The sequence below is a fragment of the Streptomyces sp. NPDC048650 genome, assembly GCF_043199095.1.
GTDB lineage: Bacteria > Actinomycetota > Actinomycetes > Streptomycetales > Streptomycetaceae > Streptomyces.
Window position 1 is genome coordinate 204,523 of the sequence record NZ_JBICVM010000007.1, and the last position, 18,011, is coordinate 222,533.

Genomic DNA, 18,011 nt, shown 5'->3' on the forward strand with positions numbered 1-18,011 from the left:
CCCCGGCCCGGGCGGCCCGGGCGGCCCGGGCGGCTCGGGCGGCCCGGGCGGCTCGGGCAGTACGGGCGGTGCGGGCAGTACGGGCGGTGCGGCGGGGGCCTCGCGTGTGGCGGGCCCCCGCCGCCGCTCCGGTGTGAGACTGGGCCCCATGAGGACTGCCTACAGCGTGGAGACCGTACGGGCCGCCGAGCGGGAGTTGATGGCGCGGCTGCCGGCGGGGGCCCTGATGCAGCGGGCGGCGGCCGGACTCGCCGTCGCGTGCGGGGAGCTGCTGGGCCGGGTGTCCGGCAGCCGGGTGACGCTGCTGGTGGGCAGCGGCGACAACGGCGGGGACGCGCTGTACGCCGGGGCCCGGCTGGCGCGGCGCGGGGCCGGGGTGGTGGCCGTGCTGCTGTCGCCCGAGCGGGCGCACGCGGGGGGCCTGGCCGCGCTGCGGGCGGCCGGCGGGCGCGTTTCGGACGATGCCCGGCGGGACGTGGCGTGGGCCGATCTGGTCGTGGACGGGATCGTCGGCATCGGGGGCAAGGGCGGTCTCCGTCCCGCTGCCGCCCAACTCCTCGACGCGGTAAGGGAATCGGCGATCATGGTGGCGGTCGACCTGCCCAGCGGTGTCGACGCCGACAGCGGCGAGGTGCACGGCGACGCGGTGCGCGCCGATGCGACGGTGACGTTCGGGGCGTACAAGCCGGGACTGCTGATCGACCCGGCCCGGGAGCGGGCGGGCGCGCTGCGGCTGGTGGACATCGGGCTCCGGCCGTCGGCGGACGCCGAGGCGGAGGCGTTGCAGCACGCCGACGTGGCGGAGCTGCTGCCGCGCCCGGCGGCCGAGAGCGACAAGTACCGGCGGGGCGTGGTGGGCGTCGTCGCCGGGTCGGCGCGGTACCCGGGCGCGGCGGTGCTGGCGGTGGCCGGTGCGCTGCGGGGCGGTGCGGGGGCGGTGCGGTACGTGGGGCCGGCGGCGGACGCGGTCCTGGCGCGCTTCCCGGAGACGCTGGTGCACGCCGGGCCGCCGGACAAGGCGGGGCGGGTGCAGGCATGGGTGATCGGGCCGGGCATCGGCGACGAGGCCGAGGCGCTGGCCGATGTGCTGGCGGCGGACGTACCGGTGCTGGTGGACGCCGACGGGCTGCGCTTTCTGACGCCGGAGCGGGTGCGGGCGCGTACCGCCGGGACGCTGCTGACACCGCACGCCGGGGAGGCCGCGGCGCTGCTCGGCCGCGGCCGGGAGGAGATCGAGGCGGCGCGGCTGCGGTCCGCGCGGGAGCTGGCCGGGCGGTACGGGGCGACGGTGCTGCTGAAGGGATCGACGACGCTCGTCGCGGAGGCCACCGGTCCGGTACGGGTCAACCCCACCGGGACGAGTTGGCTCGCCACGGCGGGCAGCGGGGACGTGCTCTCGGGAGTGACGGGGTCCCTGCTGGCCACCGGGCTCTCGCCGCGCGACGCGGGCTCCGTGGGGGCGTATCTGCACGGTCTGGCGGCCCGCCGTGCGGCCGGGCCGCAGGGGGCGCCGATCCTGGCCACCGAGGTGGCCGACCACCTGGGCGACGCCTGGCGCGACGTGCTGGACTGACGCGCGGTCGGGAGCGGCCGTTACGCCCCGCGAGGGAACGCCACGGGCCAGCAGGGCGAACCTGCCGGGTGGCGGGCGGTACGGCCGTCCGGCCACGGCATGGGTGAGTGCATGAATCGCACCCTCCCGGCGCTGCTGATCGGCGCCTCGCTGTTCACCGTCGTCGGAGTGCCCACGGCCGCCGCCGGGCCGGTACCCGTCCCCCACCCGGCCGCCGCGCGGACCGTGGCGCGGCTGGCCGCACACGGCCCGCATCCCGCACCGCGGAGCCCCGCGGCCGCCGCCCGACCGTCCGCGGCGCAGGCGGCCCGTGCGGCCACCGCCGGTGTGCAGCCCCTCCCGCACGGGCCGACCCGACCCGCGCCCCGCCCGGAGCTGGGCGGCGCGGCCGACCTGGTCCCCGGTGTCGCGGTGCCACACCCCTTCCGGCAGCAGCAGGAGCAGCTGCTGCCCGACCAGGCCCTGCCGCCGAACATCCCGCACGGCCGCAGCCCCGCGGGGCCGGAGCCCGAGCGGCCCACCGAGCCCATCCGGCACATCGAGCTGGTGCCGCGGTCCGAGGTGCAGCGCGACCCCCACGCGCCGGCGCGGTGCAGCAAGTCCAGCGGCCCCGCCCAGCAGACGGTCGAGGAGTTCCTCGAGCGCGAGGCGGACGGCCGGCAGTCGGCCGAGGACTGCCGCGCGATCCAGGCCCTCCAACGCGAGAACCACATCGAGCCCGCCACCGGCTACGCGGGACCGGTCACCGGCGCCGTCGTGCGACTGCTGCGGGCCCAGGAGAACCCGAACCGGGAGGGGCAGTGCCCCAGCCGGGCGGGGCGGGTGGTCTGTGTGGACCTCGCCCGGCAGATCGTGTGGGTGCAGCAGGACGGGCGGGTGATCTTCAAGCCGGTGGCGATGCGCTCCGGCCGGCCGACGATGGAGACCCGGACCGGCTCGTACCGGATCTACTGGAAGAACAAGAACCACGTCTCGTCGCTCTACCACACGCCGATGCCGTTCGCGCAGTTCTTCGACGGCGGTGAGGCGCTGCACGGCGTCTACGACGACGTCTACGCGGGGTCCGGCTCGCACGGCTGCATCAACCTCGCCTGGGAGGATGCGCAGAGGCTGTGGAACGTGCTGCAGAAGAACGACGTCGTCCATGTCTGGGGCCGCAAGACCGGAGTGTGAGGACGCTTTTCCCACCGGTGCCCCGGGGCGGGGCGGTCCCGCCTGAGACACTGAGGGGGATGAACGAGACAGCGAAGCGCGCCCGCGCCACGATCGACGTCGCCGCCGTGCGGTCGAACGTGCGCGCGCTCCGAGACCGCGCACCCCGGGCCGAGCTGATGGCCGTGGTCAAGTCCGACGGGTACGGACACGGCGCGGTGCCCTGCGGCCGCGCCGCCCGTGAGGCCGGCGCGAGCTGGCTGGGGACGGCGCTGCCCGAGGAAGCCTTCGCGCTGCGCGCGGCCGGCGACACCGGGCGGCTGCTGTGCTGGCTGTGGACGCCGGGCGGCCCCTGGGCCAAGGCCGTCGAGCAGGACATCGACGTGGGCGTGAGCGACCTGTGGGCGCTGCGCGAGGTGAGCGAGGCGGCACGGGCCTGCGGCCGTACGGCGCGGGTCCAGCTCAAGATCGACACGGGGCTGGGCCGCAACGGCTGCCAGCCCGCCGACTGGCCGGAGCTGACGGCCGCGGCCCGCAAGGCGGAGGTCGACGGCGTCCTCAAGGTCACCGGCCTGTGGTCGCACTTCGCCTGCGCCGACGAGCCCGGACACCCCTCCATCCCGCTCCAGACGGCCGCCTTCGAAGCGGCGCTGGCGGTCGCCGGGGCGGCCGGGCTGCGCCCCGAGGTGCGGCACATCGCCAACACCCCGGCGCTGCTGACCCTCCCCGAGGCGCACTTCGACCTGGTCCGTACCGGCATCGGCATCTACGGCATCTCGCCCGGCCCCGAGGTCGGCACGCCCCAGGACTTCGGGCTGCGGCCCGCGATGACGCTGGAGGCGTCCCTGGCGTCGGTCAAGCGCACTCCCGGCGGCCACGGCGTCTCGTACGGCCACCACTACACGACGCCCGGTGACACCACCCTGGCCCTGGTCCCGCTCGGCTACGCCGACGGCGTTCCGCGCCATGCCTCCGGCAGCGGCCCGGTGCTGGTGGCCGGCAAGTGGCGGACGGTCGCCGGGCGGATCGCGATGGACCAGTTCGTGGTCGACCTGGGCGGCGACGCCGCCCGGCCGGGCGATCGGGCCGTGCTGTTCGGCCCGGGCGACGGCGGGGAGCCGACCGCGGAGGACTGGGCGCGTGCGGCCGGAACCATCGGGTACGAGATCGTCACGCGGATCGGGACGCGGGTGCCGCGCGTCCATATCGACAGCGAGGGCACCGACGTGGACCGGACGCACACGGGGGATGCGGTATGAGCGACAGCCAGGACGTGGCTGCGAGGGTGGTCGAGACGGCTGCGGACTCGGTCAACAACTGGGCCCGCGCCGGGCGGCATGCGGGGATCGCGGGTACCGCGATCGGCGTGATCGCGGCGGGCGCGGCGGCCGGTGTGGCGATAGAGCGGATGACCGTGGGCCGCGGCATGCGGCGGCGGGCGCGGCTGGCGCTGGACGCCGAGGGCCCGTACGGCACGCTGCGCGGCACTCCGGGCTCGGCGGTCGCCGAGGACGGCACCGAGCTGTACTACGAGGTGGACGAGCCGGGCGAGGTGCCGGCGAGCGGCAACGGCGGCAAGGGGGGCCGGGCCGCGAAGAACACCAGGACGGCCAAGAACGGCTCCGGCACCAAGGACGGCAAGGACGCCCGCGCCGCCCTGGACGGCCAGGTGCAGGGCGTCCGCAAGCGGCTGCTGACGGTGCTGGGCCGCCGCTCCGTGGCGCCCACCGTCGTCTTCAGCCACGGCTACTGTCTCAGCCAGGACTCCTGGCACTTCCAGCGCGCCGCGCTGCGCGGCATCGTGCGGACCGTGCACTGGGACCAGCGCAGCCACGGCCGCTCGGCGCGCGGCCACGCCCAGATCGACGGTTCGGATCCGGTCACCATCGACCTGCTGGGCCGCGATCTCAAGGCGGTGCTGGACGCGGCGGTGCCCGAGGGGCCGATCGTGCTGGTCGGGCACTCCATGGGCGGGATGACGGTGATGGCGCTGGCCGATCAGTTCCCCGAGTACGTCGCGGAGCGGGTCGTCGGGGTGGCGCTGATCGGCACCTCGGCGGGCAAGCTCAGCGAGGTCGCCTTCGGGCTGCCGTCGATGGGGGTGAAGGCGTTCCACGCGGTCGCGCCGGGGCTGCTCAAGGCGCTGGGCTCGCAGAGCGAGATCGTCGAGCGGGGGCGGCGGGCCACCGCCGATCTGTTCGCGGGGCTGATCAAGCGGTATTCGTTCGGGACGCCGGAGGACGTGGACCCGGGGATCGCGCGCTTCGCGGAGCGGCTGATCGAGGCGACCCCGATCGATGTGGTCGCCGAGTTCTATCCGGCCTTCGCGGTGCACGACAAGACCGAGGCGGTGGCCGCGTACGACGCGAAGCCGGCCCTGGTGCTCGCCGGGGAGAAGGATCTGATCACCCCGGCCGAGCACAGCCGGACCATCTCCGACCTGCTGCCGCACGCCGATCTGCTGTGCGTGCCCGGGGCCGGGCACCTGGTGATGCTGGAGCGGCCCGAGCTGGTCAACGACCAGCTGGTGTCGCTGGTGGAACGGGCCAGCGTCGCGGCCCGCGGCCCCCGCTCGGCCAGGGCCTGAGACGGCGGTCGGCGGTGGGGGCCCGTCCGGGCCGTACCATTTGCGACATGAGCACCACCCGCGAGAATGCCCATGTCACGGTCAAGTCACCCGAGCAGATGCAGGAGTTGGGCCGCCGGCTGGCCGGTCTGCTGCGCCCCGGCGATCTGGTGCTGCTCACCGGTGAGCTGGGGGCCGGCAAGACCACGCTGACCCGGGGCCTGGGGGAGGGGCTGGGCGTCCGCGGCGCCGTGACGTCCCCCACCTTCGTCATCGCCCGGGTGCACCCCTCCCTGGTCGGCGGCCCCGCCCTGGTGCACGTCGACGCCTACCGCCTGGGCGGCGGCCTCGACCAGATGGAGGACCTGGATCTGGACGTCTCGCTGCCGGAGTCGGTGGTCGTCGTGGAGTGGGGCGACGGCAAGGTCGAGGACCTGTCCGAGGACCGGCTGCACGTGGTGATCGGACGGGCCGTGGGGGCCGATGTGCCGGGTGGGCCGGACGCCGTCCTGGCGGATGCGCTGCACGGCGACGCGGACGATGTGCGCGAGGTGACGGTCACCGGGATCGGCCCGCGCTGGGCGTCGGCGGGGCTCGCCAGGCTGGCGGACGGCTGACGGTTCCGGGTGCCGGTCGACGGCCTGCAGCGGGCCGACCGACCCGTACGGCCGCGTCCTCTCCCGGATAGTTTCCGACAAGGCGTCGGCAAGATGTTGCGCGGGCGGTGCCGCCCGTGGTCACATGGGTCAGGAGAGTACGGGTTAGGTCAGCCTAAGTTGGGCGGCCTGGCCTCCGTCGCTTGCCCAGGAGCCCGGGAGGCGCCCATGTCGGCCCACCAGCCTTTTGATGCGGCGGCCCGGCGCGCCGAAGACGGTGCGCCGGAGCAGCCGCCGACGATGACCGAACTGCTGGCGGCGTGCGCCGCGGCCAGCGCCGTGTCGACCCCGCCGGACACCACCGCACCGGACACCACGGCACCGGCCCGCCCGGACGAGCCGGCCGGGGAAACGGCACCCACGTCCACCGAGGGGCGCGAGGCGGCGTAGCCCGAAGAGGCGAAACCGTCGCTCGCCGCGGGCGCTCAGGCGACGACGACGACCTTGGTGCCGACCATCGCGAAGTCCCACATGGCCTTGCCGTCGTCCCGCGTCTCGCGGATACCGCCGGTCTTCTTCGTCGCCGGACCGGGCTTCGGGGCGGCGCCGTCGACTGCCGCGCTGAAACCGATCACGACGCCCTGGGCGCTGGTGAACCGCACGACGTGCTCGATCGCGATGCCGTCGGAGCCGGTCACGCTCACCGACCGCCCGTTCGGGGGGACCTGGTAGGCCCCGGTGGCCGGGCTGACCGTGCTGGGAGTGACGTGGTACGTACGCTGCGCCCTGCCGTCCGCGCCCACCAACCAGACCTGCTTGGCGCCCAGGGAGTAGACGACCCGCTTGCCGGTGCCGGAGGCCGCGGGGACCTCGGTGGGGCGCGGCGGCGCGGGCTCCTTCGGCGGCTTGCTGTGGTGTGCGGGGTGCTGCTCGGCGTGGTGGCCCCCGCCGCGGGCCGAGAGGTGGTCCGGAGCGGACGCCGCGGCCTGGTAGCCGAGCACACCGACCACGGCCAGGGCGACCACGGTCAGAGCGGTGACGATCGTGCTGCTCTTAGCGGGCACCGCTGTGCCACCTTTCCGCTCTGCTGGCCCGTGCGGGGCCGTCGGCTGTACAAGAGCCGACGGTAGCACCGCAACGGGCACCACCGGCCGAGCCGTAGTCTTGGGGGCGTGCTGCTGCTAGCTCTTGACACCGCCACCCCCGCCGTCACCGTCGCCCTGCACGACGGCTCCCGTGTGCTCGCCGAGTCCCGCCAGGTGGACGCCCGCCGGCACGGCGAACTGCTGCTGCCCGCCGTCGACCGGGTGCTGACCGAGGCCGGGCGCAAGCTCGACGCGGTCAGCGGCATCGTGGTCGGCGTCGGGCCCGGCCCGTACACCGGACTGCGGGTGGGCCTGGTCACCGCGGCGACCTTCGGCTCCGTCCTGGGGGTGCCGGTCCACGGACTGTGCTCGCTCGACGGGATCGCCTACGCCGCCGGCCTGGACGAGCCCTTCGTGGTGGCGACGGACGCCCGCCGCAAAGAGGTCTACTGGGCCCGCTACGCCGACGCCCGCACCCGGCTGACCGAACCCGCCGTCGACCGCCCCGCGGACATCGCCGGCGAGGTCGCCGAGGTGCCCGCCGTGGGCGCGGGGGCGCTGCTGTACGACGAGGTGTTCACCGGCGTGCGGCGCGCGGGGCCCGAACACCAGTCGGCGGGCGCGCTCGCCTCGCTGGCCGCCGAGAAGCTCGCCGCCGGCGAGGAGTTCCTGCCCGACCGGCCGCTGTATCTGCGCCGCCCCGACGCCCAGGTCCCGGCCAACTACAAGGTGGTCACCCCCAAGTGACCTCCCACCCGTCGCCCGACCACCGCCCCCCAACGGCGCCGCTGCGCGGCGGTACCTCCCATTCGTCGCCCGACCACCGCCCCCCAACGGCGCCGCTGCGCGGCGGTACCCCCCACCCGTCACCCGGGCCTGTGCTGCGCGAGATGCGCTGGTGGGACATCGAGCCGGTGCTGGCGCTGGAACACGAGCTCTTTCCCGATGACGCCTGGTCGGTGGGGATGTTCTGGTCCGAGCTGGCCCGGGCGCGCGGCGCGGGCGCCACCCGCCGCTATCTCGTCGCCGAACAGCACGGCCGCCTCGTCGGCTACGGCGGCCTGTGCGCCATCGACGCCACCGGCGACATCCAGACCATCGCCACCGCCCGCGACCAGTGGGGCACCGGCCTGGGCGCCCGCCTGCTGGCCGAACTGCTGTCGGCGGCGACCGCCTTCGAGTGCCGCGAGGTGCTGCTGGAGGTACGGGTCGACAACCTCCGCGCGCAGCGCCTGTACGAGCGCTTCGGCTTCGAGCCGATCGGTTTCCGCCGCGGCTACTACCAGCCCGGCAACGTCGACGCATTGGTCATGCGCCTCACCACCGAATCTCCTTCGCCCGCATCTCCCGTACAAGGAAACCGGACCCATGGCTGACGAACCCCTCGTCCTCGGTATCGAGACCTCCTGCGACGAGACCGGAGTCGGCATCGTCCGCGGCCACACGCTGCTGGCCGACGCGATCGCCTCCAGCGTCGACGAGCATGCCCGCTTCGGCGGCGTCGTCCCGGAGGTGGCCTCGCGGGCGCACCTGGAGGCGATGGTCCCCACCATCCAGCGCGCCCTGAAGGACGCCGGGGTGGCGGCGAGCGACCTCGACGGCATCGCGGTCACCGCCGGGCCCGGCCTCGCGGGCGCGCTCCTGGTCGGCGTCTCGGCCGCGAAGGCGTACGCCTACGCCCTGGGCAAGCCGCTCTACGGCGTCAACCACCTGGCCTCGCACATCTGCGTCGACCAGCTCGAACACGGCGCGCTGCCGGAGCCGACGATGGCGCTGCTGGTGTCCGGCGGTCACTCCTCGCTGCTGCTCGCGCCCGACATCACCTCGGACGTACGGCCGCTGGGCTCGACGATCGACGACGCGGCGGGCGAGGCGTTCGACAAGATCGCGCGGGTACTGCACCTGGGCTTCCCCGGCGGCCCGGTCATCGACCGCTACGCGCGCGAGGGCGACCCGGCCGCGATCCGCTTCCCGCGCGGGCTGACCGGCCCCCGCGACCCGGCCTACGACTTCTCCTTCTCGGGCCTGAAGACGGCGGTCGCCCGCTGGATCGAGGCCAAGCGGGCGGCCGGTGAGGAGGTGCCGGTGGCGGACGTCTCGGCGTCGTTCCAGGAGGCCGTGGTCGATGTGCTGACCCGTAAGGCGGTGCGGGCCTGCAAGGACAACGGCGTCGACCACCTGATGATCGGCGGCGGGGTCGCGGCCAACTCCCGGCTGCGGGCGCTGGCCGAGCAGCGCTGTGCGGACGCCGGGATCACGCTGCGGGTGCCGCGACCCAAGCTGTGCACCGACAACGGTGCGATGGTGGCGGCGCTGGGTGCCGAGATGGTGGCCCGCAACCGGCCCGCCTCCGACTGGAGCCTGTCCGCGGACTCCTCCCTGCCGGTCACCGAACCGCACGTCCCCGGCGCGGAGCACTCCCACGGCCACGACCACGATCATGTGCACGAGCTGAGCAAGCAGAACCTCTACTCCTGAGGCACGTCCTCCCGGGCCGGGTGCTCAGGAGGTGCGCAACTCCCGAAGAGCCCTGACCGCGGGCCGCCGGAACGTCCTACCCTGGCTGCGGCGCAATGTCCGTGGGCGGGAGGGGCAGGCTGTGGACTGGTTCTGGTGGGTCTTCATCTTCTTCATGGCGGGCGGCTTCGCGAAGGCCGTGGACGCCGCCCGCACGGCGCTGCGCACCCGGCACGAGCGCAGGATGGAGCGGCTGGAGTCCGCCCGCCTGGAACGCCAGGAGCTGGCCGCCGCGCGGCAGCCGCCGCAGCCGGTGTGCGGCTGCACCCACCACCTCGCCAAGCACGACAAGCGCGGCAAGTGCCATGAGCGGGTCGAGGTGGCGGTGGTCTGGGACGAGGACCACCGGCCGGTGCAGTACGAGGCCGGACAGTGCACCTGCCAGCAGTACGTCGGGCCGCAGCCGCTCTCCCAGATCTACGCCGAGGACCTCACCGACCTGGCGTGAGCGCCCGCGCTCACGCCGCGGCGGCCGGCTGCCCCAGCAGCATCGTGGGCGCGCCCGCGACCCGGGTCAGAAAGATCGTGCAGGAGTGCGGGCCGCCGCCGAGCTTCAGCTTCTTGCGCAGCTCCTCCGGTGAGACCGCCGAGCCGCGCTTCTTGATCACTGCGATGCCGACCTCGCGCTCGCGCAGCAGCGCCCGCAGCTTCTTGACGTTGAAGGGCAGCACATCGGTGATCTCGTAGGCGGTCGCGTACGGCGTCGAGGTCAGCCGGTCCGCCGTGACGTACGCGATCGTCGGGTCGATCAGTCGCCCGTCGATCCGCTGGGCGACATCGGCCACCAGATGCGCCCGGATGACGGCGCCGTCCGGTTCGTACAGCCAGCCGCCGACCGGCCCCGGCTCGGGATCGGGCAGCCCGGCGCCGAGCAGCGCGGCGCCGCCCGGGAGCAGGGTCGCGCGGCGGCCACCGGGGACGACGGCGGCGGTGTGGTCCGTGGGCCCGCCGAACCACAGCACGGCCTCCTTCACCTCGCCCCCGTCGGAGATCCACTCCGTCTCGGCGTCCGCGGGCAGCGCCTCGTGCGGCACCCCGGGCGCGATCTTCAGCGCCGCGCAGGGTGCCGTGCGGGCCGCCTCGACGGCCCACGACAGTGGCGGTGAATACGCCTCCGGGTCGAAGATGCGCCCCGCGCCCCTGGCCGGGCCGCCGCGCCCCGCCCGCCGCGCCGGGTCGACGAAGACCGCGTCGTACCCGGCCGTGTCCACCTCCGTCACCTCCGCGCAGCGCACCTCGATCAGGTCCGCCAGCCCCAGCGCCTCGGCGTTCGCCCGGGCCGCTGCGCAGGCCAGCGGGTCGTGATCGACCGCGAGGACCGAGACGCCGGCGCGGGCCAGCGCGATGGCGTCGCCGCCGATCCCGCAGCAGAGGTCGGCCAGGGTGCGGACGCCCAGCGCGGCGAGTCGGGCGGCGCGGTGGGTGGCGACGGTGGCGCGGGTGGACTGCTCGACACCGTTCGGGGTGAAGTACATCCGCCGGGCGTCCGCCCCGAACTTCGCCGCCGCGCGCTGCCGCAGCCGGGCCTGACCGAGCGCGGCGGACACCAGCGGCGCGGGGTGGGTACGGCGCAGCCGGGTCACGGCCGCCAGATCGTCGGCCGGATCGTGGTCGCGCAGGGCGGCCAGGAGTTCCTGTCCCTCGGGGGCGAGCAGCGCGGAGAAGGTGTCGAGATCGGTCACCTGCCCCATTGTGGGCCAGTCGGCTGACCGGTTCGGCGTGGCGGGTTGTGTCGCCGTGGCGAGCCGGTGACCCGCTGCCAAGATCCATGTTATGCAGATTGTCAGATTTTTCCGATCTGTTCGGGTACGGGGTGAGGGCGCGGCGGCGGACACGGGACCCGCCGCCGGGGCTCGGGGCCTGGCCGCCCTCTCCGTACTCGGACTGCTGGCCGCCGGCTGCGGGACGGTACGCGGCGAGGACCTGCTGGACAACCTGCCGGCCGGGCCGGTCCTCGTCGCTCCCGACGCGGGCGCGCTGCGCTCCCAGGCGCGCATGCTGGAACGGGCGCACGCACGTCAGGTGGCGGCCGCCCGGCGCTACCGGCTGCCGGGGGTGCCCCTCAGCCCCCCGCGGTCGCCGACCTTCAAGCCGTTCCTGACCACCGAGCCGCAGCTCTCCCGCGGCGGCGGCGCGGGCCCGCCCGCGGTGATCTCCCGGGTGCCGACCCGCGCCCGGGTGGTGTTCCTGACGGTCGGCGACACGGACGCCAAGGACCCGAAGTTCGTCCGGATGATGCGCGCACTCGACGTGCCCTACCGCGTCTTCCCCGCGTCGCGTCGCGCCCTGCCGCGACTGTCCCCGGCCGTCCAGCGCGCGGAGATCTGCGGGCCGCAGCACGCGCGGCGCCGCGCCACCGGGCCGCGGCTCTTCCGGCCGCCGCTCGGCGCCTACAGCGCGGCGACGCTGCGCATCGCGGCCGACTGCGGCGTCAAGGTCGTACCGCTGTGGAACGAGGAGGCGTTCCCCGGCCGGATGGCCTACCGCGCCCGGGATCGCCGGCTGCACCCCGGCGACATCGTCCTGCTCCGCCCCGGCGCCGGCCGTGACCGGTCCGCCGCGATGGTCCACGCGGCGCTCGGGGCGCTGCGCACGGCCGACCAACAGGGTTTCGCCGTCGGGCAGTTGGAGGACTACGTCTGAGCGGGCCGGCGAGCCGGCGGGGCGTCACGGCCGGGCCCGCCGGCCCCGTGGCCTGCCGGCCTGCGACCCCTAGGTCCGCGGCCGGGGGCCCACCGGCTCGCGGCGGCGCTGGGCGGTGTCGCTGATCCGCAGCAGCAGCGCGACCATCACCCAGTTCGCGACGAGTGACGAGCCGCCCTTGGCCAGGAACGGCAGTGCCTTGCCGGTGAGCGGGATCAGGCCGGTGACGCCGCCGGAGACGATGAAGACCTGGAGGATCAGCGCGCTGGAGAGCCCGACCGCCAGCAGCTTGCCGAACGGGTCGCGGGAGGCCAGACCTATCCGCAGGCCGCGCTGGGCCAGCAGCACGTACAGCATCACCACCGCCATCACCCCCGCCAGCCCCAGCTCCTCGCCGACGGTGGTGAGGATGAAGTCGCTGTTGCCGGCGAAGCCCACCAGCTCGGGGCGGCCCTGGCCCAGCCCCGTGCCGGTGATCCCACCGGACCCGAAGCTGAAGAGGGCGTCTCCCAGCTGCATCGACAGGCCGGCCTTCCTGCCTTCCGGGGTGAACGCGGCCATCGGGTCCAGCCAGGCGGTGACCCGGCCGTGGACGTGCGGCTCGACGGAGCCGACCGTCACCGCGCCCACCGCGGCCATCAGCAGGCCGCACAGCACCCAGCTGGTGCGCTCGGTCGCCACGTACAGCATGATCACGAAGACGCCGAAGAAGATCAGCGACGTACCGAGGTCCCGCTCGAAGACCAGCACCAGGAGACTGACGACCCAGATGGTGAAGATCGGCGCGAGCTGACGGCCCGGCGGCAGCGGGACGCCCAGGACGCGCCGGCCGGTCAGCGCCAGCACGTCCCGGTTGACGGTCAGGTAGCCGGCGAAGAAGACCGCGATCACGATCTTGACGAACTCGCCGGGCTGGAGGGACAGAGGGCCGAGGAAGATCCAGCGTTTGGCGCCGAAGGTGTCGCCGGGGAAGAACGCCGGCGCCATCAGCATCACCAGCCCGAGCGCCATCGTGAGGTAGATGTACCTCTGCAGGCGCCGGTGGTCGCGCAGCATCACCAGCACGCCCAGGCAGACCGCCACCCCGATCCCCGTCCACACCAGCTGCCCGGGCGCGGCCTGCGGCATCATCAGCCGGGGATGGGCGGCGTAGGTGAGGTCCAGGCGGCTGAGCAGCACCAGGCCGAGGCCGGTCAGCAGCGTCGCCAGCGGCAGGATCAGCGGATCGGCGCGGGCCGCGTAGCGGCGCAGTACCAGGTGCGGAAGCCACGCCATGGAGAAGACGACGGCGGTGAATCCGGCCAGGTTGCCGGGCAGTCGGCCGGTCATCGACAGGCCCGTGTAGGTGTAGCCGAAGACGGTGATCAGGACGACGAGGGCGAGCAGCCGGGCCTCGGTCCGGCGGCGGTCCGGGGCCTGGTCGAGGGCGGCGAACGTCATCGTGCGCTCGGCGTCGCTCTCCCGCCTCCTCCGGGCAGCCCGGGAATCGCTGGTCGGTCCGTGCACGCGCGTCCTCCGCCATCGGTCGGTGCGCCATCGGCGCGTACATCGGTAGTAAGGGAACCCCGGGCCCTGGTGGCAAGGGCCCGGGGGTGGCTCGGCAGTCGGGGAGGGAGACGGGGTGGCGAGTGGTCTGGTTGCGGGCGATGCGAGGGGTGTGTCCGGATTCCGCCTCTCTGTGGTGATCGGTGGGTCCGCACGGGCGACAGGCCGAAGCCTCGATTGGCACTCCGCTTGACCGAGTGCTAACCGCGTCATAGTCTCGGCGTTGGCACTCTCCACCGGTGAGTGCCAACTCAGCGCGACGGGCAGGTCCGGCACCCGCGACGACGGATCCACCTGGTCGCCACCTCAGACAGTTAACCCCGTGAGATCTCCGAAGGGGGAGGTCGGATCGTGACGACCGCCAGCTCCAAGGTTGCCATCAAGCCGCTCGAGGACCGCATTGTGGTCCAGCCGCTCGACGCCGAGCAGACCACGGCTTCGGGCCTGGTCATTCCGGACACTGCCAAGGAGAAGCCCCAGGAGGGCGTCGTCCTGGCCGTGGGCCCGGGCCGCTTCGAGGACGGCAACCGTCTTCCGCTCGACGTCACCGTCGGCGACGTCGTGCTCTACAGCAAGTACGGCGGCACCGAGGTGAAGTACAACAACGAGGAGTACCTCGTTCTCTCGGCTCGCGACGTTCTCGCGATCGTCGAGAAGTAATTCACCCAGTTCTGCCTTGATCTGCGCCCCTGGTTCCCGCGTCTAAACAACCGGGGCAGGGGCGCAGTTCGTATGAGCGACAGCGGTCACGGCGGCGAGGCCGACGATCGCAACGAGAGGACTTGAAGCAACTCATGGCGAAGATCCTGAAGTTCGACGAGGACGCCCGTCGCGCCCTTGAGCGCGGCGTCAACAAGCTTGCCGACACGGTCAAGGTGACGATCGGCCCCCGCGGCCGCAACGTCGTCATCGACAAGAAGTTCGGCGCCCCGACCATCACCAACGACGGTGTCACCATCGCGCGCGAGGTCGAGGTCGAGGACCCGTACGAGAACCTGGGCGCCCAGCTCGTGAAGGAGGTGGCGACCAAGACCAACGACATCGCGGGTGACGGCACCACCACCGCCACCGTGCTGGCCCAGGCACTGGTCCGCGAGGGCCTGCGCAACGTCGCCGCGGGTGCCTCCCCGGCCGCCCTGAAGAAGGGCATCGACGCCGCGGTCAAGGCCGTGTCCGAGGACCTCCTCGCCACCGCCCGTCCGATCGACGACAAGGCCGACATCGCCGCCGTGGCCGGCCTGTCCGCGCAGGACACGCAGGTCGGCGAGCTCATCGCCGAGGCGATGGACAAGGTCGGCAAGGACGGTGTCATCACCGTCGAGGAGTCCAACACCTTCGGTCTGGAGCTGGACTTCACCGAGGGCATGGCCTTCGACAAGGGCTACCTCTCGCCGTACATGGTCACCGACCAGGAGCGGATGGAGGCCGTCCTGGAGGACCCGTACATCCTCATCCACCAGGGCAAGATCGGCTCGATCCAGGACCTGCTCCCGCTGCTGGAGAAGGTCATCCAGGCCGGTGGCTCCAAGCCGCTGCTGATCATCGCCGAGGACGTCGAGGGCGAGGCCCTGTCGACCCTGGTCGTCAACAAGATCCGTGGCACCTTCAACGCCGTGGCCGTCAAGGCCCCCGGCTTCGGTGACCGCCGCAAGGCGATGCTCGGCGACATGGCCACCCTCACCGGTGCCACCGTCATCGCCGAGGAGGTCGGCCTCAAGCTCGACCAGGCCGGTCTGGACGTGCTGGGCACCGCCCGCCGCGTGACCGTCACCAAGGACGACACCACGATCGTCGACGGCGGCGGCAACCACGACGATGTCGTCGGCCGCGTCAACCAGATCAAGGCCGAGATCGAGTCCACCGACTCGGACTGGGACCGCGAGAAGCTCCAGGAGCGCCTCGCCAAGCTCGCCGGTGGCGTCTGCGTCATCCGCGTGGGTGCGGCCACCGAGGTCGAGCTCAAGGAGAAGAAGCACCGTCTGGAGGACGCCATCTCCGCGACCCGCGCCGCGGTCGAGGAGGGCATCGTCTCCGGTGGTGGCTCCGCTCTGGTCCACGCCGCCAAGGTGCTCGAGGGCTCCCTGGGCAAGGAGGGCGACGAGGCCACCGGTGTTGCCGTCGTCCGCCGCGCCGCCGTCGAGCCGCTGCGCTGGATCGCCGAGAACGCCGGCCTCGAGGGCTACGTGATCACCGCCAAGGTGGCCGAGCTCGACAAGGGCAACGGCTTCAACGCCGCCACCGGCGAGTACGGCGACCTGGTCAAGGCCGGCGTCATCGACCCGGTCAAGGTCACCCGCTCCGCCCTGGAGAACGCCGCTTCCATCGCGTCGCTGCTGCTGACGACCGAGACCCTGGTCGTCGAGAAGCCGGCGGAGGAAGAGGCCGACGCCGGTCACGGCCACGGCCACGCGCACTGACCCGTGCAGTAGCCCGCTACGGCTTCGAGGCCCGGTCCCCGCTGATGCGGGGGCCGGGCCTCGGCCGTGGGCACCGGGTGGTCTTGGATACGCTTCCATCATGTCCATGCCGCCCAGCCTCGCTCCGTCGCCCGACGCCACGGTCATACGCACCGGCCGTCGAAATCTCCTCAGGGGCAGCCGCGTCTGCGCCCTCCTCCTCGTGATCGGCCTGCTCGGCCCCTTCACCGCCCTCGTGAAAGACCACCACGGACGCGGTCTCGTCGCGGGTGAACTGGTCGGAGGGCTCGTCTGGCTGCTGCTCTGGGGCGGCCTCACCGCCCTCCTCCTCCAGCTCATGTGGAAGAGCCGCAACGTCGAGGTGGCCGTCGACCACACCGGTCTCTGGTACTTCAACGGGCAGGCCCGGAACGTCATCCCCTGGCACACGCTCGCCGGCGTCGGCCTCTGCTGGTGCCACGCCGGTGGGCGGCGCTACCGCACCAAGGAGTACTCCCTCGAGCTGTGCCCCCACCAGCCGATCGACCGCGACGACCCGGTGCTGTGGCCCCTGGTCCGCGACGAGGAGCCGCTGAGCCCCACCCTCCCGCGTCTGCGCCACCGCCTCCCCCTCAGCCCCGCGACCCAGCGCCCGGTGACGGACGCCGTCCGCCGGTACGTGCCCCAGCTGTGGCTCGGCGAGTCCGAGCGCGAGCGGGGCTACCGGGGCCTGCCCGACGTCAAGGGCCATCGGGAACGCACCGGCGGCCACGCCCGCTGAGTTCGGCCCGGCGGGGCATGGCGCCCGCACGGCGGCCGGGTGTCTTCCCGGCGCCGTCGGGGGCGGGTCAGGCCGAATGCCCCAGCCCCTCCGGGCGCACCGGGTCGGCAAAGGGCAACCCCTGGGCGTAGCGCTCCAGTTCGTCCAGCGCCAGGTCGGCCATGCGGTGGAGTTCGTCGCCGAGGGAGCCGGCGATGTGCGGGGTCAGCAGGACGTTGGGAAGGTCGTACAACGGGGAGGAGGGCGGCGGGAGTTCGGGGTCGGTGACGTCGAGTACGGCGTTCAGGCGGCCCGTCGTCAGCTCGGTCAGGAGCGCCCGCTCGTCGACGAGGGAGCCCCGGGCGGTGTTGATCAGGGTGGCCCCGTCCGGCATCAGGGCCAGCTCGCGGGCGCCGAGCATGTGGTGGGTGGCCGGGAGCTGGGGGGCGTGGACGGTGACGATGTCGCTGCCGGCGCAGAGGGCGTCGAGGGGGACCGGCGTCGCGCCCAGTCGGGCGGCCCCGGCGGCGTCCACGAAGGGGTCGTGGAGGAGGACCCGCAGGTCGAAGGGGCGTAGCAGCTCGATGAGGCGGCGGCCGATGCGGGAGGCGCCGATGACGCCCACGGTGCGGCCGTAGTTGCCGGCGCCGGCCATCTCGTGCTGCCAGTCGTGCGGGGCGCGCAGGGTGCGGTAGCGGTGGGCGGCGGGCAGGACGCGTTTGTTGGCGAAGAGGATCGCGGCGAGGGTGTACTCGGCGACCGGCAGTGCGTTGGCGGCGGCGGCCGAGGTGACGGCGATGCCGCGCTGCCAGCAGGCGTCGGTGATGTGGTGCTTGACGGAGCCGGCCGCGTGGACGACGGCCCGCAGCCGCGGGGCCGCGTCCAGGATCCGGTCGGTGAGCGGCGGGGCGCCCCAGCAGGTGAGGAGCACCTCGGCGTGGGCGAGGGCCGCGGCGATCTCGGGGGCGGGGTCGGCCAGGTCGTGGGCGACGAGGCGGCAGTCGGTGCGGGCCAGCGCCGCCAGGCGGGTGTGGTGGCGGGGCGAGAGCAGCCGGTCGGCGATGCCGGGGCCCATCGCGAGCAGCAGGGCGGGCCGGACCGGCGGTACGTCCGCGGCCCCGGGCGGATGGTCGGTGGTGGGGTGCATGGTGCGGAACGGCGCTCCTTCGCGCTCGCCC

At 73.7% G+C, this 18,011-nt stretch carries 18 protein-coding genes; 14 read left to right on the top strand and 4 right to left on the bottom strand.

Going from position 1 to position 18,011, the window contains the following annotated elements; translation table 11 throughout:
- The first annotated feature begins 148 nt into the window (after nt 1-148).
- From ACGFML_RS21505 to ACGFML_RS21530, 6 genes are all read left to right on the top strand, one after another.
- Nucleotides 149-1,573: an NAD(P)H-hydrate dehydratase gene (locus tag ACGFML_RS21505; RefSeq protein ID WP_393545918.1), complete on the top strand. Its 1,425-nt coding sequence runs from the start codon at nt 149-151 to the stop codon at nt 1,571-1,573.
- Between the two features lie 111 nt (nt 1,574-1,684).
- A complete protein-coding gene (locus ACGFML_RS21510) occupies nt 1,685-2,746 on the top strand; it encodes a L,D-transpeptidase family protein (protein WP_393545920.1) in 1,062 nt (353 codons plus the stop codon).
- Nucleotides 2,747-2,805: 59 nt separating this feature from the next.
- Entirely contained in the window at nt 2,806-3,984 is a 1,179-nt protein-coding gene (gene alr / locus ACGFML_RS21515) for an alanine racemase (protein ID WP_393545922.1), read from the top strand.
- The gene (locus ACGFML_RS21520) at nt 3,981-5,312 is read left to right on the top strand and encodes an alpha/beta fold hydrolase (RefSeq protein ID WP_393545924.1); all 1,332 of its coding nucleotides are present in this window, start codon (nt 3,981-3,983) and stop codon (nt 5,310-5,312) included. The genes alr and ACGFML_RS21520 overlap by 4 nt, the downstream gene beginning before the upstream one ends.
- Before the next feature lie 47 nt (nt 5,313-5,359).
- A complete protein-coding gene (gene tsaE / locus ACGFML_RS21525; protein ID WP_393545926.1) occupies nt 5,360-5,908 on the top strand; it encodes a tRNA (adenosine(37)-N6)-threonylcarbamoyltransferase complex ATPase subunit type 1 TsaE in 549 nt (182 codons plus the stop codon).
- A gap of 207 nt (nt 5,909-6,115) precedes the next feature.
- Nucleotides 6,116-6,337 carry a hypothetical protein gene (locus ACGFML_RS21530; RefSeq protein WP_393545928.1) on the top strand — a complete coding sequence of 74 codons (222 nt, stop codon included), beginning with the start codon at nt 6,116-6,118 and terminating at the stop codon, nt 6,335-6,337.
- Nucleotides 6,338-6,372: 35 nt separating this feature from the next.
- Here the strand turns inward: ACGFML_RS21530 and ACGFML_RS21535 are convergent, their stop codons facing one another.
- Nucleotides 6,373-6,951 (bottom strand): hypothetical protein, encoded by a 579-nt coding sequence (locus ACGFML_RS21535; RefSeq protein WP_393545930.1) that lies wholly within the window; start codon nt 6,949-6,951, stop codon nt 6,373-6,375.
- A 108-nt stretch (nt 6,952-7,059) separates the two neighbouring features.
- On the opposite strand from ACGFML_RS21535, the gene tsaB reads away from it, so the two are divergent.
- From tsaB to ACGFML_RS21555, 4 genes are all read left to right on the top strand, one after another.
- Nucleotides 7,060-7,719: a tRNA (adenosine(37)-N6)-threonylcarbamoyltransferase complex dimerization subunit type 1 TsaB gene (gene tsaB, locus ACGFML_RS21540; RefSeq protein ID WP_393545932.1), complete on the top strand. Its 660-nt coding sequence runs from the start codon at nt 7,060-7,062 to the stop codon at nt 7,717-7,719.
- Between the two features lie 143 nt (nt 7,720-7,862).
- Nucleotides 7,863-8,348: a ribosomal protein S18-alanine N-acetyltransferase gene (gene rimI, locus ACGFML_RS21545; protein WP_393545934.1), complete on the top strand. Its 486-nt coding sequence runs from the start codon at nt 7,863-7,865 to the stop codon at nt 8,346-8,348.
- Entirely contained in the window at nt 8,341-9,450 is a 1,110-nt protein-coding gene (tsaD, locus tag ACGFML_RS21550; RefSeq protein WP_393545936.1) for a tRNA (adenosine(37)-N6)-threonylcarbamoyltransferase complex transferase subunit TsaD, read from the top strand. Before rimI ends, tsaD begins: the two co-directional genes overlap by 8 nt.
- 121 nt (nt 9,451-9,571) lie before the next feature.
- The gene (locus ACGFML_RS21555) at nt 9,572-9,937 is read left to right on the top strand and encodes a hypothetical protein (protein WP_393545938.1); all 366 of its coding nucleotides are present in this window, start codon (nt 9,572-9,574) and stop codon (nt 9,935-9,937) included.
- A gap of 10 nt (nt 9,938-9,947) precedes the next feature.
- Here ACGFML_RS21555 and ACGFML_RS21560 read toward each other — a convergent pair whose 3' ends face one another.
- The gene (locus ACGFML_RS21560; protein WP_393545940.1) at nt 9,948-11,180 is read right to left on the bottom strand and encodes a methyltransferase domain-containing protein; all 1,233 of its coding nucleotides are present in this window, start codon (nt 11,178-11,180) and stop codon (nt 9,948-9,950) included.
- 82 nt (nt 11,181-11,262) lie between these two features.
- On the opposite strand from ACGFML_RS21560, the gene ACGFML_RS21565 reads away from it, so the two are divergent.
- Nucleotides 11,263-12,132, top strand: a complete 870-nt coding sequence (locus tag ACGFML_RS21565) for a polysaccharide deacetylase family protein (RefSeq protein ID WP_393545942.1) — start codon at nt 11,263-11,265, stop codon at nt 12,130-12,132.
- A gap of 69 nt (nt 12,133-12,201) precedes the next feature.
- Here the strand turns inward: ACGFML_RS21565 and ACGFML_RS21570 are convergent, their stop codons facing one another.
- The gene (locus ACGFML_RS21570; RefSeq protein ID WP_393546396.1) at nt 12,202-13,572 is read right to left on the bottom strand and encodes an FtsW/RodA/SpoVE family cell cycle protein; all 1,371 of its coding nucleotides are present in this window, start codon (nt 13,570-13,572) and stop codon (nt 12,202-12,204) included.
- Nucleotides 13,573-14,028: 456 nt separating this feature from the next.
- Here ACGFML_RS21570 and groES point away from each other — a divergent pair, with 456 nt between their 5' ends.
- The 3 genes from groES (at nt 14,029) to ACGFML_RS21585 (ending at nt 16,854) form a co-directional block, all read left to right on the top strand.
- Nucleotides 14,029-14,337, top strand: coding sequence for a co-chaperone GroES (gene groES, locus ACGFML_RS21575; protein WP_393545944.1), 309 nt, complete (start codon nt 14,029-14,031; stop codon nt 14,335-14,337).
- A 134-nt stretch (nt 14,338-14,471) separates the two neighbouring features.
- Nucleotides 14,472-16,094, top strand: a complete 1,623-nt coding sequence (gene groL, locus ACGFML_RS21580; RefSeq protein ID WP_393546398.1) for a chaperonin GroEL — start codon at nt 14,472-14,474, stop codon at nt 16,092-16,094.
- 100 nt (nt 16,095-16,194) lie between these two features.
- Nucleotides 16,195-16,854: a hypothetical protein gene (locus ACGFML_RS21585; RefSeq protein ID WP_393545945.1), complete on the top strand. Its 660-nt coding sequence runs from the start codon at nt 16,195-16,197 to the stop codon at nt 16,852-16,854.
- 67 nt (nt 16,855-16,921) lie between these two features.
- On the opposite strand, the gene ACGFML_RS21590 is transcribed toward ACGFML_RS21585, so the two are convergent.
- A complete protein-coding gene (locus ACGFML_RS21590) occupies nt 16,922-17,980 on the bottom strand; it encodes a hydroxyacid dehydrogenase (protein ID WP_393545947.1) in 1,059 nt (352 codons plus the stop codon).
- Between the last annotated feature and the right edge of the window lie 31 nt (nt 17,981-18,011).

Coding starts and splice junctions, on each gene's coding strand:
- ACGFML_RS21505 (WP_393545918.1), top strand. CDS start 149: ATGAGGACTGCCTACAGCGTGGAGACCGTACGGGCCGCCGAGCGGGAG.
- ACGFML_RS21510 (WP_393545920.1), top strand. CDS start 1,685: ATGAATCGCACCCTCCCGGCGCTGCTGATCGGCGCCTCGCTGTTCACC.
- alr (WP_393545922.1), top strand. CDS start 2,806: ATGAACGAGACAGCGAAGCGCGCCCGCGCCACGATCGACGTCGCCGCC.
- ACGFML_RS21520 (WP_393545924.1), top strand. CDS start 3,981: ATGAGCGACAGCCAGGACGTGGCTGCGAGGGTGGTCGAGACGGCTGCG.
- tsaE (WP_393545926.1), top strand. CDS start 5,360: ATGAGCACCACCCGCGAGAATGCCCATGTCACGGTCAAGTCACCCGAG.
- ACGFML_RS21530 (WP_393545928.1), top strand. CDS start 6,116: ATGTCGGCCCACCAGCCTTTTGATGCGGCGGCCCGGCGCGCCGAAGAC.
- rimI (WP_393545934.1), top strand. CDS start 7,863: ATGCGCTGGTGGGACATCGAGCCGGTGCTGGCGCTGGAACACGAGCTC.
- tsaD (WP_393545936.1), top strand. CDS start 8,341: ATGGCTGACGAACCCCTCGTCCTCGGTATCGAGACCTCCTGCGACGAG.
- ACGFML_RS21560 (WP_393545940.1), bottom strand. CDS start 11,180: ATGGGGCAGGTGACCGATCTCGACACCTTCTCCGCGCTGCTCGCCCCC.
- ACGFML_RS21565 (WP_393545942.1), top strand. CDS start 11,263: ATGCAGATTGTCAGATTTTTCCGATCTGTTCGGGTACGGGGTGAGGGC.
- ACGFML_RS21570 (WP_393546396.1), bottom strand. CDS start 13,572: ATGACGTTCGCCGCCCTCGACCAGGCCCCGGACCGCCGCCGGACCGAG.
- groL (WP_393546398.1), top strand. CDS start 14,472: ATGGCGAAGATCCTGAAGTTCGACGAGGACGCCCGTCGCGCCCTTGAG.
- ACGFML_RS21585 (WP_393545945.1), top strand. CDS start 16,195: ATGTCCATGCCGCCCAGCCTCGCTCCGTCGCCCGACGCCACGGTCATA.
- ACGFML_RS21590 (WP_393545947.1), bottom strand. CDS start 17,980: ATGCACCCCACCACCGACCATCCGCCCGGGGCCGCGGACGTACCGCCG.